The organism is Streptococcus sp. Marseille-Q6504 (assembly GCF_965111625.1).
The window spans coordinates 139,708-157,089 of record NZ_CBCOON010000001.1; the positions used below are offsets into that span (position 1 = coordinate 139,708).

Genomic DNA, 17,382 nt, shown 5'->3' on the forward strand with positions numbered 1-17,382 from the left:
ATGATTACATTACGAAAAAAAATTCTTGAATTTGATATTACAGGTGTTTTAGGTTCTGAAATTAATCAGCATATTGATTTTTTTAATATTGGAGTTGAAGAAGCTTATGTTGCAATAAAAAATAATGATGAGAGTACAGCTCTGTCCATTTTAAAAATATTAAAATCACAACTAGACATAGAGTATAAGTATTTTGATACTAAGAGGTTTTGGGATTTTGGTACATTCAACGACGCTTATAGTTATGTTGATGGTATAAAAAGAGCTAGTCGAGCATTGGTGGGAGCACCCAATTATCGAAATATGAGATCCATGCTTTATGATATTCGAGATTATATGACTAGAACACGATTTGACGATGATAGGTATTATGGAAATGTATTTGCTTTAGATGTTGACAAATATTTAGATGAGATGACAGCCTTGGAACATCATTCGCATTTTGGAATGTTTCTTCAAGGGATTAGAACATTTTACCATCGACCAGGAAAAGTTACAGCAAAACAATGTCTTACTCTATCTAAAGGTCTCCCTCCAAAGGATATAGAACCTTTTATCCTCATAGAGTATATTGAGAAATATTTGCGATAATTGATAATTCACTCCGTATAATAAATGCACAAAACAATAACAATTCAAATAGTGTGAACTTTTTGGTAAAATCTAGCTCAATTTGTGTATTTTTAGGGTAAAATTCACACCATTCAACTGAAAGTTATTTAAATTAGATGAAATTCTGTTTTCTGTAAATGTGGTAAAACATTGATTTTAAACGGATATTGAAATCTATTCAAATAAAAATGTTTCCAGCCAGGTCTTAAGAAAGCTCGTAAAGCATCACAATTTAGTAAACGTTAATTCGATAGAATTACTATACATACAAAGAGCACCTTTCGGGGTGTTCTTTTTTCGATTTTCTTACTAAATTGAGGGATATATAGTAGTATTTTTTAGTAATACTTGATATTTTGGTATAATATGATTATTAAATAGTCTGAATATATAGTAACAAGGAGGAAGTAATGGCTGATTTTTTTGCTGGGAAAATTGTTTATCTTGATGAGCAAGCTGTTTTTGATTTTTTAGAATTACATCAAAATGGGATACAATCTGATATCATAAAACGTGTGTCCGAAAATATGGTTGAGGTAGATGCCGAGGGAAAGGTTGGTATGAATTTATTTACTCGATTTAAAATAGGACTCTCTGGAAATGCTTCATATCAACGAAGCGGTGTAGTAGAATCACAGATTACCTCTACATTGCTAAGTAACTTTAAAAAGTTTGCGACCAATAAAAAAGGTTCTTCAAAAGTGGAACGTTTAGATAATGTTAAACTTTTTATTGAAAAAGACTCCCCCGCTTTTTACCGTAACATCACTCCTGTTCTCGATATGATTAGTGATATTACTAAAATGAATAGTATTACAGATGATGATAAAAATAATTTTAAAGGTATTGAAATAAAGAATATTGAACGAACTTTGGACCGACTTTCTGGATATTATGAAATTAAGGGAATTAGTTCCGAGAGTAATGAAAGTGTTTTCAGATTCAATATATCGGGTCTACGTAATAATTATACGTTGAGTGACTTAACCAAGATGGATGTCAAACTTTATGGAATTAAGGTTGGAGAAGTAGATTCAATTGATTTAAGTTTTAATACAATGATAGATAGATTATCAAACCAGAGACAGTCACAACTAGGAGCTGACTTTGATGAAGAACAAAATAATGAGAAAATACCGATATATGATGTTCTAGTGGCAGGTGTGTAATGGTAAGATTTAATATTTTTTTTGAGCCAGTTCAAAAGTTTAATGAAAGGGTCGCAAAATTAGATAACTATGTTTCATTTAATGAGGTTATTATAAATTGGACTAAAGATTCTACTATTATTGATATAATAAAACCTCTAATAGATAAGAAGAATTGTATTTTTAGAATGGATACCTACTCGCTTTCTGGGAGCCTAGTTTTTGAAAATATTGATTTATTAATCAAAATTTTTAATGATTCAGGAACTGAAGAAATATATCTTCATAATCCCCCTAAAAAATTCTTTAATTCATTAAAGCAACAAGTTAAATCAGAATTTTTAAATATTGAACAAAGTACTTTTGCAAAAATTAGTGAGGAGCAACTTAAAAGGATTTCTGAAGATTTAAATGAAAAAATAGTTGGTCAAGAAAAAGCTAAGAAAAGTTTATTAAGGAAATTGGTTACTCAGTTGGTGCGTACGAATGCGAAACCACTAGTATTAATGTTTTATGGTGAACCAGGAATAGGAAAAACTGAAACAGCAAAACAACTATCATTTACACTGTATGGAAATAACAATATTATTAGAGAACAAATGTCGATGGTTGGTGGTGAATCAAGTGTAAAATATTTTAAATCAACAAACCATAGCGAGGACTCATTTTCTAAAACATTACTAAACAGAGAATCTAATGTTATTTTGCTTGATGAGTTCGCTTTAGCTCCTGCATTTTTTCATAGCACCTTCTTTCAAATGTTTGATGAAGGCATTTATGAAGACCAAAATTATAAAGTAGATTTAAGTAACTCAATTATTATTTGCACTTCTAATTTTAAAAGTCGTTTAGAAATGGAAAAAAATATTGATATAGCATTATTGAGCCGATTTGATGGTTTTGTTAAATTTTCTCCACTATCTATTGATGAGAAAAAGCAAATTTTAAAATTGACGTATTCAAAAATTATTAGCTCTGAATATATAGATGAAAGGTATCAGGAATATCTAGATGAGGACAAGATATTAGCTTGTATTGAATCGCATCTAAACACCCTACCTAATGTTAGAGCAATAAGGAAGTACGTTGAAGATGTTGTTGCGGATGAATTATTGGAGGTCATAATAAATGGTAAATCAAACTGATTAGGATAATAACTTTAGAGAACGATAAAGATTATGGAGTGGAGAATTTAAAATGAAAAAATTGAAAAAACTAACTTTTTATAAAACGATTTGGTTTTGGTTAACTATATGTTTATTGGTTTACATATTAAGACAATCTAAAGTGACAGTTGTTAAAATGTTTATTGATATCGTTTCTTATGTTTATCAGCAAGTCATAAGTGAACCGATTGCATTTTTGGCATTTCTTATCAGTATTATTACTGTATATATAGAAAGAATTAATGTTATAAAAACAGATAGAAGAGCTAAATTATCCATCTCCTATAAAAAAGAGGGGATGTCAGAAGTAAAAGCTGTATTCAATGGTGAGAAAAAGGAGATTGAGGTACCTAAGCTAAGAATATATGAAAATTCAGGAACCATAAAGTCTACTTACATGTTCACACCTTATATTAAAAATAATGATGTAAAAAATGATACAATAAATGATAACTATTTTTCATTTAATGCAGTTCATATCCATCTTAATGAAAATAGTAATTTTTTCAATCCAGCCAGGCTACATTATAATAATTATATTGCTCCCAGTTCGTTCATTTCGAATAATCCAAATGAAAATCAATCACATTTTATTTTTTATTTATTCGAAGGTGTAGATGGTTCTTATAAATTATTATTGCTTGTTTATTTAAAAAATGAAAATGGAAACTATGATCTTCAAGTTATTGATAGGGTAGACGCTTTAAATAAAGGAGCGGTGTATTTGCAACATTACTATAATCAGTTTAAAAAGTGTGAAAAATATCTTTCTGAAAATAATATCATCATCTCTTGAGTTAAATAGATAGACCTTTACAGTGAATATTAATCAAAAATGCCTCACTAATTAAGTGAAGCATTTTTGATTATATAGAAGATACTGCATAGTCTATTTTTAGCCTTATTGAAATGATTTCAGGTCATTTTAGTTTAATTTTGGGAATCAAGAAAGGCTTTAAATCAATATTTCTGACGTTAACAAGTCTAAAAAAATCTTGGAACAAGTTTTGCATGTTCATCATAATATTTTATAGATTCCTTTCATACCAAGGGTTTAGCCCCTGTTTCTTAAATTTTACTGCCCACTTCTGCCCAGAAATGAGTAGTGTAAAAATCTTAACTATTATACCATGTTTAGTTTGAATGACAAAGTGAGGTAGTGTAAAATAAGTTGTGTAAACACCAAAAGGAATAAATCCGTTATAGTAGAGTTGCGAAACATTACTAGAAAAAGATTTATTCCTATGACTCAGTTTCCGCATAACTACTTAACTTCCTAGTCCAAAAGCAAGATATTGATAATAACAGAAGGAGAAACTTTTTCTTTTTTAGTTCAACTTATTCAATTTTTTTATTAAATATTGTAGTAGAAGGTCAAAAGATGTTGGTATCATGCTACACTAAAATAAATTAAAACAAAACCTTGTCAAACCAGGCTTGAAAAAAGCTCGTAAAGCATCACAATTTAGTAAACGTTAAAACTTATTTACACTTATTGAAAGCATCTCGTATCAAAAATACGGGGTGCTTTTTCTGTTCACCCCAAATTTTTGTAACTAGGTGATACTTGAAACGGACCTAACCTATTCCCCTATTTCACTTAAACTTATTCATATTTTATGAAATTAATCAGTAGATATAGTTCTGAAAAGCCTTGATATTTCGCTCTTTTTAGTTCAAGTGAAAACAATACTTTCCAAACCAGGTCTTAAGAAATCTCGTAAAGCATCAAATAATAGAAGAATAAAATTTAATATAAAAAAATCCCATCAGAATATTTCTGGTGGGATTTTTGGTGGGGAACCAATCAATTTTGATTTATTTTTAACCTTTTATAATAATTGAAAATGCTGTTAAATCAACCATTTCACTTCAAATCATGTTTATTAATCATTCCCACTCACTAAAAGTCAGATATTGACTATTTAGGATAGTTGATTTAATAGTGATTGATAGTACAATAAGCTAGTCTAAATTAGCGTGATTTGTTCCGTTTGGTGCTAAATTGGTGCTAATAGTTGGCGAAAGGTCTATGGATTCAAAAAGCAATTTTTCTTCAAATTTCAATAATTGAAAACTATGAATTAATTTAGTTATTAGTTCTTGAGTCAGTCCTTCATTAATTGCAACTTCTTTAAAATGCAAAAAGTTTTGAACGGTTAAAGTAAAATAAAGTTCGTTGTCAATGACGGATTCTTCTTCATAATATTTTCTTTCCGTGTTACCCAGTAGGTAGTCAATATTAGTCTTAAAATACTCTGAAATTTTTTGTAGAGTGATGGTATCTGGTATTGCATTTTTACTTTCCCACTTTGCAATTGTGGCTCTCTTAATACCTAAAATATCAGCAAGATTTTGTTGAGTTAGCTTCTCTTCTTTGCGTAAAAATTTAAGTCTTTGAGAAAATGTAGTCATAATTATTTCTCCTTTTGTGATTTTAAATCACTTTTTTGTTGACATCGTGACTTTTAAAGTATACAATTAAAATGTGATAATAAGTCACTAAACAAATTATATCAAACTAACCAATGTTTGACAAGAAGAGAGGTACATAGCCTATGATTGTATAAAAAAGTCTTTGAAGAAAAGTTCCTCAAAGACTAGAATCTTAGTGAATTTAGTTTCTTGTTGCTAGTAGCTAGTAGCTGGTAGCAGGAGCGAAAGCAGAATGCCAGCGACTGCGGACGCCAGCGGTCACTAGCGGACGCTAGCAACTAAGGATAGGTTACTAGTAGCTGGTAGCTAGTAGCAGGAGCGAAAGCGTGAGCCAGCGACTGCGTGTACTAGCGTGTACCAGCGTGTACTAGTCACCTATCAGTAACACAGTATATTTCACAAACTTTTAGCTGAAAATAGACCTACAATCTCTAATAGGTAGGTCTAAAAGACATTGAAGAGCCTTCAAACCCTTGGGAGAGTAGGTACGGAGTGCATTTTATTGAACGAAATCGTATTGGTACTTAGAGCCACAAGGGAATAGAGCCTATTTGATGTCTTTTGCCGAAAGACAAGGATATTACAGCAAGTGAAAAAAGATTGTGAAATTTTATCAAATATATAGATAAGGAAATATAAAAATGGAAAAATTTAAAATAACTGCAACACAATTTATTAAAGGTGAATTTGAATTCGACAAAGAGCAATTTGAGGTACCGGAAGTACTAAGAGTAGATTTCACAAAAGCTAGAGAAAAATATGAATATGTTGAAATTAACGGAGAAAGTACAAAAACTGATAAAATTGAACGTTACACAGCTTATTCTAAAGATGGAGAATTGGCTCAATTCTTAGAAGAAAAAGGTATGGTTTCCGAGATTGAAGAATTGAAGGACTTTGTATTTGAGATTTCAGGCGATTTAGAAAAAGTCAAAATGTTCAAAGAAAAAGGTTTAACACGTTTTATCACTCTGACAGATTATGCTATTAAACCAAAATGGAACGGTTCAAGACAATGCTTTGATGGTATTAAATTAGAGGTGAGAGAATTTGAAGAGGTGTAATACGGTCACTATTGACTGGTTTGCTAATACAGTTAAACCAGTTGATGATGTCGACTATATGAAATCTTGTAAGTATGTAATTGAAGAACTATTAAAATTAAATTTTAATGATTTTGTTCTTGAGTTGTATGGTACAAACCGTTATAATCACCATTTTGCTTATGCAGATATTAAGGTTTATTTCTCTCTTAATGATGATAATTCAATGAATTATGGAATGGGAATTTTTACCGAAATGAGAGGGCAAGGATGTAGGCAATATGAACAATTTATGGACGGTTCAGGCAATAACTGGAGCGCTTTAATAAGTAGGTATCTAAATGATTGTGCTCATTTTACAAGGCTAGATGTAGCAAATGATATCTATGATGGAAGTCTATCTGTTCAGAAAATATACGAATATTGTAAACAAGGTTTATGTATAAGCTATTCAAAAAAATATGAATATCATGAGACTGGCAGACTTGAAGATGGTGAAATCGTTGGAGAAACTATAAATATCGGGAGAAAAGGAAGTAACTCACAACAATGGGGCGTTTATAATAAGCTGATGGAACAAGGAGAGAAAGCAAGCGACATAGGAATTACTTCATGGGTTCGTTCGGAGCTGAGATTGTTTGGAGATAAGGCTGTGTTATTTGCTCAAAATATGGCTATGAAAAAACCATTGAAAGATTTGTTTTTTTCTGTATTAGCTAGTCATTATCGCTTTGTCTTATCAGATAAATACTCAATAGATACAAAAAAATCTAGAAGGGAAACTGTTTCATGGTGGAATGAATATATTCAAACAAAGGAGCGTACAAAATTGAAGACAGTTAGAGAAGAAACTACTTTGCTTAAGTCAAAAGAATTTCTAGAAACTCAAGTTGCTCGAACACTTACCAAGGTTTACAAGGCTTATGAGAGGTCACAAGGAGTAGAATCTGCAAATGCTTATATAAATTATTTGTTAGCTCTTGGCCTTGAAAAGATGAATAATAAAGACTATACAGAAGTCAAAGAATTTTCAGTTGAGCAAAATAATAGTTTTTCGTGGGGGAAATAAAAAATGACTAAAAAAATCGTGATGTTCTTTGATGAAAGTTTAGATACTGTTCATAGAGTAATACGATTTGAAAAGCGTATACCGATAAGTCAGGAACTGAATAATATCTATATGTTCATGAATGATAAAAATTTATGGATTAGATGTAAAAAAAAGATGCGTGAAAATCAATCACACATCAAATTAAAAAACCAAAATAATTATAACATAAAGAAAGGAAAAAAGTATGTTTGTTGTAAAAAAAGATTTAATGAAATTAGGATTTTCAAGTTGGCAAGCTATGATGTTAGTTAAGCAAGCTAAAACAAAATTAGCAAACCAAGGACTAACATGGTATGAAAGTAAGGGTTTAGGACGTGTTCCACTTGAAACGGTAGAAGAAATCCTGGGAGTGAAGATAGATGAAGCAAGTCTAGTAGATATGGAAGAAAAAGAAAATGCCTAAACTTCCAAACATATATCCATTACAAAATGGAACATATAGAGCCTCTGTATCTCTAGGATTTGATAGTCAGACTGGTAAAAGAATACGTAAATTTAAAACTGGCTTTAAAACTCAAAGAGAAGCTCAAATGTGGCAATTACAGATTCAGGCAGATTTTGGAAAAGGCGCAATATCTACAAATAGTACAATGACCTTTAAAAAGTTCCTAGATGATTATTTTATACCAGACTATAAAAGTCAGGTTAGAAAACGAACTTTTGATATGTCGCAGTCTAAGTTTAAAAGACTTTCATATTTTGAGAATATGAAGTTATCAGATATCTTACCACCTCATGTTAAGCAGTGGCAAAATTCAATGTTTATAGAGGGATTATCTAATAATTATATTCGTTCTGTTCATCAAATTTTACAACAAGTCTTTGATTTAGCAGTTAAACTAGGTATGTTGTCAAATAATGTTGCTAAAACGGTAGGAAACGTAAAAAAAGACCGTCCTAAAGTTGATTTTTGGACGGTGGAAGAATTTCAGCTATTTATTAGTACATTTGATAAATCTAATATCTATGATTTATTGTACTTTACTACATTTTGGTTTTTCTTTATGACTGGAGTTAGGACAAGTGAATTACAAGCTATTGAATGGTCGAAAATTGATTTTGAAAAAGGTACTGTTCTAATAGACTGTTCCATGTATTATAAAAGCCAAAAAGAGTGGTATCTTACCGATACAAAATCTATATCAGGTGTTAGGCTCTTGTATCTTGATGATGATACTTTAGAACATTTGAAATATTGGAAGAAAGCACAATCTCAAATAGGGGAATGTAAATTTGTATTTTCCATAGCTGATAGTCCATTGGTAAAATCTACTCTTAAACGTGTTCTAAAATCTCATAGTGATTACGCAAAAATAAAATCAATTAGGATCCACGATTTAAGGCACTCTCATGCCAGCTTTATGCTCTCTCTAGGAATGAATGATTTAGAAATGCAAAATCGTCTAGGACATGCTGATATTAAGACCACACTTGGAACGTACTCTCATTTAAGACCAAATGCAATGAAAGAAGTAGCTGCTAGAATGACTGGTAAAGTAGTGGTGAGTGATAATAATATCAGAAAAAGTAAATTTAATGGTAATCAGCATACAAGAAAAATTCAATCTAAAGTTTTGTCTGACTAGCGAAGTCTGTCTGATTAAACTTTTGATTCCTACGGTAAACTATTGAAGTTTACCGTATTATTAGTTATAATTCATATACAAGGGGGGTTCTATGATGAAAGATGTTCAATTAAAACAAAATCACGTTCTATATTCAAAGTCTGTCAGCGATTTAGAAAAAATGTTTGATGATGGAGAGTACACAACTGAAGAAGAATTCCTAGAAAGTTATGAGTATATAGAAACAGCTCCTGAAGGTTATGAAATATGGCATTTAAAACCACATATTCAAAAAAATATCAAGGATAAGTATGGCTTATAATATAAATTATAATTTTTGGTGCTAAATTGGTGCTATGAAGAAAATAAAAACGCTGAAATCATTGATTTCAAGCGTTTTTTTGAATAACTTACTCTACTCCCACTCTACAGTTGCAGGTGGTTTACTTGTAATATCATAGACGATGCGGTTAACGTGGTCAACTTCGTTTACGATACGAACAGAGATTTTTTGGAGAACTTCCCAAGGAATCTTAGCGAAGTCAGCTGTCATACCATCGATAGAAGTGATAGCGCGGATAGCGATGGTGTAGTCGTAAGTACGGCCGTCTCCCATAACACCTACTGAACGAACGCCAGTGTTAACAGTGAAGTATTGCCAGATGTCGCGGTCAAGGCCAGCTTTAGCGATTTCTTCACGAAGGATAGCATCTGATTCACGAACAGTTTCTAGTTTTTCTTCAGTGATTTCTCCCATGACACGGATAGCAAGTCCTGGTCCTGGGAATGGTTGGCGCCACACGATGTGGTCTGGCATGCCAAGTTCAGTACCTAGTGCACGAACTTCGTCCTTGTAAAGAGTGTTGAGTGGCTCGATCAGTTCAAACTGCATGTCTTCTGGAAGTCCACCAACGTTGTGGTGAGACTTGATAGTTTGAGCAGTATCCGTACCAGACTCAATCACGTCAGTATAGAGTGTCCCTTGAGCAAGGAATTTCACATCTGTTAGTTTGCTTGCCTCATCGTCAAAGACATAGACAAACTCGTTACCGATAATCTTCCGTTTTTGTTCGGGATCAGATACACCAGCCAATTTATCAAGGAAACGTTTGGCAGCATCTGCCTTGACAATGTTCAAACCAAACTTACCACCAAGCATATCCATAACTTGATCAGCTTCCCCTTTACGGAGAAGACCGTGGTCCACAAAGATACAGATCAATTGATCCCCGATGGCTTTTTGGAGAAGAACCCCAACAACAGAAGAGTCAACACCACCAGAAAGTCCGAGAAGAACACGTTTATCTCCAACTTTTTCACGGATTTGTTTGATTTGCATCTCGATGAAGTTATCCATTGTCCAGTCGCCTTTGGCACCACAGATATTCAAAGCAAAGTTACGCAAAATATCATAACCGTGAACTGAGTGGCGAACTTCTGGGTGGAATTGGATACCGTAAATTTTCTTATCAGGGTTTTCAATAGATGCATAAGGACAGTCTGCAGAAGTTCCAGTACGAACAAAGTCAGCAGGAATTTCTGTAACAGCATCACCGTGGCTCATCAAGACAAGTTGCTCATCTGGAGTACCCGCAAAAAGGGCTGATTCTGTGTGAGTCAATGTTGATTGACCGTATTCACGGTTACCAGCATCGCCTGCAGGAACAACCTTACCACCAAGCTTGTGAGTCAATAGCTGCATACCGTAGCAGATACCTAAAATAGGAATACCAAGTTCGAAAATTTCTGGATCAATATCAAATGATCCTTCCTCATAAACAGAGTTTGGACCACCTGAAAGTACAATCCCTACAGGATTGATAGCACGGACTTCGTCAGCCGAAATCTTGTGACTTTTTAGTTCTGAAAAGACACCAATCTCACGGATACGACGTGAGATAAGTTGGTTATACTGGCTACCGTAGTCCAGTACGATGATCTTTTCGACATCTTGCAAATCAGTTGAAATGTTGGTCATCTTTTCCCTTTCTTAAAAGAAATATCTTCTTGAATATTCTATCATAAATGAATCGTAATTACCAACTAAACAAGTGATGTTTGACTTTTACATATGAGATAGGGTACAATGGAAAAAATAAAGAAAAGAAGTGAGCAAGCATGTTACCAGCTTATATGAAAATCCATGACCAAATCAAAAAAGACATTGATGAGGGAAATTGGAAAATTGGAGAGAGACTTCCTAGCGAGCGAGATCTAGCTGAGGAATTTGCCGTTAGCCGCATGACCCTGCGTCAAGCAATCTCTCTTTTGGTTGAAGAAGGGGTTTTGGAACGGCGTGTTGGTAGTGGGACCTTCGTTTCAAGTACACGAGTTCAGGAAAGAATGCGTGGAACAACTAGTTTTACGGAAATTGTTAAAGCTCAAGGGAAAACGCCATCTAGTCATCTGATTTCCTACCGTCGTACGATTCCAAATGAGCAAGAAGTGGCTAAACTAGGTATACTGCCAACTGACAATATTATTCGTATGGAACGTGTTCGTTATGCGGATAAAGTTCCTGTTGTCTATGAAGTGGCATCGATTCCTGAGAAATTTATCAAGAATTTCAAAAAAGAAGAAGTAACCAAGCACTTTTTCCAAACTTTACAGAAACATGGTTATCGAATTGGGAAATCGCATCAGACCATTTATGCTCGCTTAGCCAAGGAAAAAATTGCTCATTATCTGGAAGTAGAAAAAGGGCATGCCATTTTAGGTCTGACTCAAGTTTCCTACTTTGATGACGGGACAGCTTTTGAGTATGTGAAAAGCCAATATGTTGGGGAACGTTTTGAATTTTATCTAGAAAATAATTAATTCTAATATCTCTCTTAAAGTAGGAAATCATATCTACTTTAAGAGTTTTTTATTTGCTTTAAAGTAGAAAACATTTTCCCGTTGAGAAAAATAGTAATCATACGAGTATTTTTACAAGATTCGTGTTATAATAGTTAGGTTATATGGTCCCGATAAGGTGGTCGGACTTGATTGTAAATTAACTTCCTACCAGTTCTTTGTAACTCTATAACGAATATTTTTTAAGGGGGGACATTTTTATGTCAGAACGTAAATTATTCACGTCTGAATCTGTATCTGAGGGGCATCCAGATAAGATTGCAGACCAAATTTCAGATGCTATCTTGGATGCTATTCTAGAGCAAGACCCAGAAGCACACGTGGCTGCTGAAACAGCTGTTTATACTGGTTCCGTACATGTTTTCGGTGAAATTTCAACCAATGCTTATGTCGATATTAACCGAGTGGTTCGTGATACTATTGCAGAAATCGGTTATACCAATACTGAGTATGGTTTCTCAGCGGAGACGGTGGGAGTTCATCCATCTTTGGTGGAACAATCTCCAGATATCGCTCAAGGGGTTAATGAAGCCTTGGAAGTTCGTGGAAATGCGGATCAAGATCCACTTGACTTGATTGGAGCTGGAGACCAAGGTCTCATGTTTGGTTTTGCGGTGGATGAAACTGAAGAACTCATGCCATTGCCAATCTCACTCAGCCACAAGTTGGTTCGTCGCTTGGCAGAGCTACGTAAGTCTGGTGAAATTAGCTACCTTCGTCCAGACGCTAAATCTCAAGTCACTGTTGAATATGATGAAAATGACCAACCAGTGCGCGTGGATACAGTCGTTATTTCAACCCAACACGATCCAGAAGTCAGCAATGAACAGATTCATGAGGATGTGATTAACAAGGTTATCAAGGAAGTGATTCCAGCTTCTTATCTTGACGATGAGACTAAATTCTTCATCAATCCAACTGGTCGTTTCGTTATCGGAGGACCTCAAGGGGACTCAGGTTTGACGGGCCGTAAAATCATCGTAGATACTTATGGTGGTTACTCACGTCACGGTGGTGGTGCCTTCTCTGGTAAGGATGCCACTAAGGTTGACCGTTCAGCTTCTTATGCAGCTCGCTACATTGCTAAAAACATTGTTGCTGCAGGTCTTGCTAAGAAAGCAGAAGTGCAATTGGCTTACGCGATTGGGGTAGCTCAACCTGTATCTGTCCGTATCGATACTTTCGGTACAGGAACAGTAGCTGAAAGTAAACTTGAAAAAGCAGCGCGTCAAATCTTTGACCTTCGTCCAGCAGGAATCATCCAAATGCTTGACCTCAAACGTCCAATCTACCGTCAAACAGCGGCTTATGGACATATGGGACGTACAGATATTGATCTTCCATGGGAACGCTTGGATAAGGTAGAAGCCTTGAAAGAAGCAGTTAAGTAACATAAAAAAGATTGGTTTTTAGACCAATCTTTTTTATGTTTAAAATTAGTTATCCAGGATTTTTACAAAAGCCCAGTTTCCAATAGATTTTGTTCCGTATTCTAACATCATCGAATCTAGTAATTCATACTTGTTTTTTTCATAGAAACAAACATTTTTTTCAGTACTAGTAATCAAGCCCAAGCGTTTGCAGCCTTTGGATTTAAGATAAGGTTCAACACCTTCTTGTAGAAAAGCACTCCCGATTCCTTGGTTTTGACTAGAAGCGTTGACTCCCAACATCATCAAATACCAGTCAAAATTTCCTGATCTTTTCAAATGCTGTTCGGAACGTTCCACCAAATCAAGATATTTCAAGAGATTGCGCGGAGTAATAAAACGGAAAAGCTTGACCATACCATTCAGCAAATAAGATAGAATGGAAAAATCCTTTTGTTGCAGGAGGGCAACGGCCATGATTTTCCGGTCTTGTTCAGCTATCAGACAGGTTTCTCCTTTGATATAGAGTTTGGTCAGAAGGCTATCCAATAATTCTAAGAATGCTGGGTAATATTCTGGTTTTTTTAAATCATCTTTGATAAGAGTCATGAAAGGGTAGTCCATAAAGGCACCAGCCAACACTTTTCCAATTTTTTGATATTCATCTAGCCTGGCTTCTCTGTATACTATTTCTTTCATATCAAACTCCTTCATTAAAATCTCTCAATCTATTATAACTAAATCTCTCACATTTTTCGATTGAAATGTGAAATTTTCACAAAAAAGCTTTATTCACAATAATTTATTTAAAGATATAAACAAGAAAAGGTATTAAAAACCCCCGCAGTTTTAACTGTAGGGTAGATTAATTCTATTTTGTAGGGATTGAAATCTCAATCAATTTATCAGAATAGAGGGTTTTAATATTTGCCTTATCAATAGCCTGTTGATTAATTTTACGACTGAGGAAAAATTCTTTGATTTTTTCCATTTCTTTTTCACGGATTGCCCGATGTTTATTGGAAATGAGGATTTCGTAATGAAGTGGAGCCTGAGTAAAAATAACATCTGTATTTCCCGCAGAATAAACCTCTACAAGCGTTGCGTCGGTACTTTCTAGCTGACTTTTAACAAGTTGCGAGTGTGAATTTGTAGTATTGATAAGCTTCATAGGGATTCCTCCTGTATTTCTATGTCTATTATAGCACTTTTTGGGAAATTTGGTAAAGATAGTTTAAATTTGATGTTGTTTTTTCCAAGCTTCAATCGCCCATTTGTGACTTCCACGTTTTAAGTTAGCAATAGCTTCATCGATTGGGAACCAAGCTAAGTGATTGAAGTCCTCGAGAGGTTTTTGGATTTCTTGGTAAGAAGTAGCTTCGTAGAGATAAGCTGGATTGTAGTAATAGGTGTCACGATGTCTAGAGTAGAAGTATTCATCAGCTTGCCCGTAGTAGGTGCCGATTTCAGCTGTAAATCCTAATTCTTCAATCAATTCTCGTTTGAGAGCTTCAAGGTGATTTTCACCTTCTTCAATTTCGCCCCCTGGTAAGAACCATGCACCATTTGGAGCTTGTACGAGGATAATCTTTTCATGGTTTGCATCAGGTATGACTGCATAAACGCCATATCTATTTTTGTAGGTTACTCCCTCTTTTTTTTCTCCAAATGTTGGATTTGCCATAAAGTTCTCCTTCGTGAGTGCGCTTTCTTTCTATAATAGTAAAGAATGCTCTCACTGTCAAGCAAGAACATTCTTTTGTATGTGAGGAACTAGTCGTTTGACTCGATTGTTTCCGTTTTATTCTTGGACTTAATCACGATTTTACCTTTACTTGTCATGACGGCCTTGAGTTCTTTTTCGATTGGATTTTCAAGGTAGTAGTCTGTAATGGCATCTTCGATATAGTCTTGGATGGTACGACGGAGTGGACGAGCTCCCATTTTTGGATCGTAACCAAGGTCTACAAGTTTTTCTTTAACCTTATCTGTTACATCTAAATGGATGTTATTACTTGAGAGACGTTTATTCACATCATCCAACATAAGGTCAACGATTTGTAGGAGATTTTCCTTGCTGAGAGCTTTGAATTCGATAATACCATCAAAGCGGTTCATAAATTCTGGACTAAAGAAGTTGCCTAATTCTCCAAGGACAGAGTTGGTACGACCTTCTCTAGCAGCACCAAAACCAACGCTTGCTTCAGCTTTTCCTGTACCTGCATTTGAGGTCATGATAATGATGGCATCCTTAAAGCTAACAGTGCGTCCTTGACCGTCCGTTAAGCGGCCATCATCCAATACTTGAAGGAACATATGCATAACATCTGGATGGGCTTTTTCAACCTCGTCAAGGAGGATAAGTGAATAAGGATTACGACGAACTTTTTCAGTCAATTGTCCTGCTTCATCATAACCTACGTATCCTGGAGGGGCACCGACGAGTTTGGCAACGCTATGTTTTTCCATGTATTCACTCATATCAAAGCGAATCATGCTATCAGCAGAACCAAAAAGTTCAATAGCCAGTTGTTTAGAAAGTTCTGTCTTACCGACACCAGTAGGACCAACAAAGAGGAAGCTACCGATTGGACGGTTTGGAGTTCCAAGCCCAACACGGTTACGGCGGATAGCCTTAGCAATCTTATCAACTGCATCATCTTGACCAATGACATGAGCCTTGAGGTCGTCTGCTAGATTGATAAGTTGAGACTGTTCTTTTTCTTTCAAATCACCAACAGGAATATTAGTCTTTTGTTCAATAATGTGTTCAATCGTCTTTTCGCTGATAATCGGGGTATCCTGATCCGTTACCTTGGTCTTTTGCATTTCCTTATATTTAGCAATCTGGTCACGGAAGTAGGCTGCTTTCTCAAAATCTTCATCTCGAGTTGCTTGAGCCTTGAGATTTTCTGCCTCGATTAAGCGTTGGTCGATAACCTTTGGATCCACAAAATTCAAGGTTAAGTTCATTTTTGAACCAGCCTCATCTAGGAGGTCAATAGCCTTGTCCGGTAAGAAACGATCTTGGATGTAGCGGTTAGAAAGAGTAGCAGCCGCTTCGATAGCAGCATCTGTATAATGAACGTGGTGGTAATCTTCGTATTTCTTTTGGATACCTTTGAGGATAATAATAGTCTCTTCCACAGTTGGTTCATCCACCTTAACAGGTTGCATACGGCGCTCAAGGGCGGCGTCTTTTTCGATGATGCGGTATTCATTGAGGGTAGTAGCACCCACTAGTTGAAGTTCGCCACGAGAAAGGGCAGGTTTCAGAATATTTCCTGCATCCATATTGCCGTCTCCAGCAGAACCTGCGCCGACAATCTCGTGAATTTCGTCGATAAAAAGGATGACATCTTTGCGCTCACGAATTTCTTCCATGAGTTTCTGCATGCGCTCTTCGAACTGTCCACGAATTCCTGTGCCTTGGACAAGGCTAACTACGTCTAAGCGGATGACTTCTTTCCCTTGAAGTTTGTGGGGAACATCACCATCAACAATTTTCTGTGCTAAGCCTTCGACAACGGCGGTCTTACCAACACCAGGCTCTCCAATAAGGACAGGATTGTTCTTGGTTCTACGGTTGAGAATTTCAATGACACGGATGATTTCTTCGTCGCGACCGATAACAGGATCGACATTTCCACGGCGGGCAATCTCGGTTATGTTGATACCGTACTCATCCAAGAGTCCTCTTTCTTGACTAGGAGGAGGTGTTTGAGCTGGCCCGCGATTTTGGGAACCAAACCCACCATTGCCACCATATCCACCACCTGACTGGGTTGGAGGAACATTATTATTTGAAGAAGGTCTAAAGTTATTCAGATCATTAAAGAAGTCTCCAAATGGATCAAAATCACGATTGTTTAAATCTGTAATGCCTTTGAATAAGCTATTGTTTGGATCTGTTTTGATAATTTTGTAGCAATTTTGGCAAAGGTCAATTTGCTTTTGTTGCCCATTAAGATTGGTGTAAAGATGGATCGTTGAGTCGTTGATTTTACAATTTTGACAGAGCATACCACTACCTCGTTTCTTTCTTGGCTTTGACTAAAACAGAAAGGTCAAAAAT

At 35.2% G+C, this 17,382-nt stretch carries 17 protein-coding genes; 11 read left to right on the forward strand and 6 right to left on the reverse strand.

Annotated elements, in window-relative coordinates:
- The 4 genes from ACWPUA_RS00730 (at nucleotide 1) to ACWPUA_RS00745 (ending at nucleotide 3,722) form a co-directional block, all read left to right on the forward strand.
- On the forward strand, nucleotides 1–591 hold the full coding sequence (locus ACWPUA_RS00730; RefSeq protein ID WP_454378554.1) for a hypothetical protein: 591 nt from the start codon (nucleotides 1–3) through the stop codon (nucleotides 589–591).
- Between the two features lie 431 nt (nucleotides 592–1,022).
- Complete coding sequence (locus tag ACWPUA_RS00735) at nucleotides 1,023–1,781, forward strand: DUF6414 family protein (RefSeq protein ID WP_414314429.1); 759 nt, start codon at nucleotides 1,023–1,025, stop codon at nucleotides 1,779–1,781.
- Nucleotides 1,781–2,905, forward strand: coding sequence for an AAA family ATPase (locus ACWPUA_RS00740; protein WP_106100272.1), 1,125 nt, complete (start codon nucleotides 1,781–1,783; stop codon nucleotides 2,903–2,905). Before ACWPUA_RS00735 ends, ACWPUA_RS00740 begins: the two co-directional genes overlap by 1 nt.
- Nucleotides 2,906–2,957: 52 nt before the next feature.
- Nucleotides 2,958–3,722 (forward strand): hypothetical protein, encoded by a 765-nt coding sequence (locus ACWPUA_RS00745; RefSeq protein WP_454378557.1) that lies wholly within the window; start codon nucleotides 2,958–2,960, stop codon nucleotides 3,720–3,722.
- A 1,169-nt stretch (nucleotides 3,723–4,891) separates the two neighbouring features.
- Here ACWPUA_RS00745 and ACWPUA_RS00750 read toward each other — a convergent pair.
- A complete protein-coding gene (locus ACWPUA_RS00750) occupies nucleotides 4,892–5,341 on the reverse strand; it encodes a helix-turn-helix domain-containing protein (RefSeq protein ID WP_454378559.1) in 450 nt (149 codons plus the stop codon).
- 662 nt (nucleotides 5,342–6,003) lie between these two features.
- On the opposite strand from ACWPUA_RS00750, the gene ACWPUA_RS00755 reads away from it, so the two are divergent.
- The 5 genes from ACWPUA_RS00755 to ACWPUA_RS00775 all read left to right on the forward strand — a co-directional run bounded on the left by ACWPUA_RS00755 (nucleotide 6,004) and on the right by ACWPUA_RS00775 (nucleotide 9,403).
- Nucleotides 6,004–6,426, forward strand: a complete 423-nt coding sequence (locus tag ACWPUA_RS00755; RefSeq protein ID WP_454378561.1) for a hypothetical protein — start codon at nucleotides 6,004–6,006, stop codon at nucleotides 6,424–6,426.
- Nucleotides 6,413–7,474: a replication initiation factor domain-containing protein gene (locus ACWPUA_RS00760; protein ID WP_454378563.1), complete on the forward strand. Its 1,062-nt coding sequence runs from the start codon at nucleotides 6,413–6,415 to the stop codon at nucleotides 7,472–7,474. The genes ACWPUA_RS00755 and ACWPUA_RS00760 overlap by 14 nt, the downstream gene beginning before the upstream one ends.
- 226 nt (nucleotides 7,475–7,700) lie before the next feature.
- Nucleotides 7,701–7,919 (forward strand): DUF3173 family protein, encoded by a 219-nt coding sequence (locus tag ACWPUA_RS00765; protein ID WP_454378565.1) that lies wholly within the window; start codon nucleotides 7,701–7,703, stop codon nucleotides 7,917–7,919.
- A complete protein-coding gene (locus ACWPUA_RS00770; RefSeq protein WP_454378567.1) occupies nucleotides 7,912–9,102 on the forward strand; it encodes a site-specific integrase in 1,191 nt (396 codons plus the stop codon). Before ACWPUA_RS00765 ends, ACWPUA_RS00770 begins: the two co-directional genes overlap by 8 nt.
- 91 nt (nucleotides 9,103–9,193) lie before the next feature.
- On the forward strand, nucleotides 9,194–9,403 hold the full coding sequence (locus tag ACWPUA_RS00775) for a hypothetical protein (protein WP_454378569.1): 210 nt from the start codon (nucleotides 9,194–9,196) through the stop codon (nucleotides 9,401–9,403).
- Between the two features lie 93 nt (nucleotides 9,404–9,496).
- Here the strand turns inward: ACWPUA_RS00775 and guaA are convergent, their stop codons facing one another.
- Complete coding sequence (gene guaA, locus ACWPUA_RS00780) at nucleotides 9,497–11,059, reverse strand: glutamine-hydrolyzing GMP synthase (protein WP_414262093.1); 1,563 nt, start codon at nucleotides 11,057–11,059, stop codon at nucleotides 9,497–9,499.
- A gap of 140 nt (nucleotides 11,060–11,199) precedes the next feature.
- Between guaA and ACWPUA_RS00785 the strand changes: the two genes are divergently transcribed.
- Both ACWPUA_RS00785 and metK read left to right on the forward strand, forming a co-directional pair.
- On the forward strand, nucleotides 11,200–11,898 hold the full coding sequence (locus ACWPUA_RS00785; protein ID WP_006149854.1) for a GntR family transcriptional regulator: 699 nt from the start codon (nucleotides 11,200–11,202) through the stop codon (nucleotides 11,896–11,898).
- A 239-nt stretch (nucleotides 11,899–12,137) separates the two neighbouring features.
- On the forward strand, nucleotides 12,138–13,328 hold the full coding sequence (gene metK, locus ACWPUA_RS00790) for a methionine adenosyltransferase (protein ID WP_049494917.1): 1,191 nt from the start codon (nucleotides 12,138–12,140) through the stop codon (nucleotides 13,326–13,328).
- Between the two features lie 45 nt (nucleotides 13,329–13,373).
- On the opposite strand, the gene ACWPUA_RS00795 is transcribed toward metK, so the two are convergent.
- The 4 genes from ACWPUA_RS00795 to ACWPUA_RS00810 all read right to left on the reverse strand — a co-directional run bounded on the left by ACWPUA_RS00795 (nucleotide 13,374) and on the right by ACWPUA_RS00810 (nucleotide 17,330).
- A complete protein-coding gene (locus ACWPUA_RS00795) occupies nucleotides 13,374–14,006 on the reverse strand; it encodes a GNAT family N-acetyltransferase (protein ID WP_454378572.1) in 633 nt (210 codons plus the stop codon).
- A 172-nt stretch (nucleotides 14,007–14,178) separates the two neighbouring features.
- Nucleotides 14,179–14,478, reverse strand: coding sequence for a DUF1827 family protein (locus ACWPUA_RS00800; protein ID WP_006152517.1), 300 nt, complete (start codon nucleotides 14,476–14,478; stop codon nucleotides 14,179–14,181).
- Nucleotides 14,479–14,541: 63 nt separating this feature from the next.
- Nucleotides 14,542–14,991: an NUDIX hydrolase gene (locus ACWPUA_RS00805; RefSeq protein ID WP_006152478.1), complete on the reverse strand. Its 450-nt coding sequence runs from the start codon at nucleotides 14,989–14,991 to the stop codon at nucleotides 14,542–14,544.
- A gap of 89 nt (nucleotides 14,992–15,080) precedes the next feature.
- Complete coding sequence (locus tag ACWPUA_RS00810; RefSeq protein WP_454378575.1) at nucleotides 15,081–17,330, reverse strand: AAA family ATPase; 2,250 nt, start codon at nucleotides 17,328–17,330, stop codon at nucleotides 15,081–15,083.
- Nucleotides 17,331–17,382: the final 52 nt, after the last annotated feature.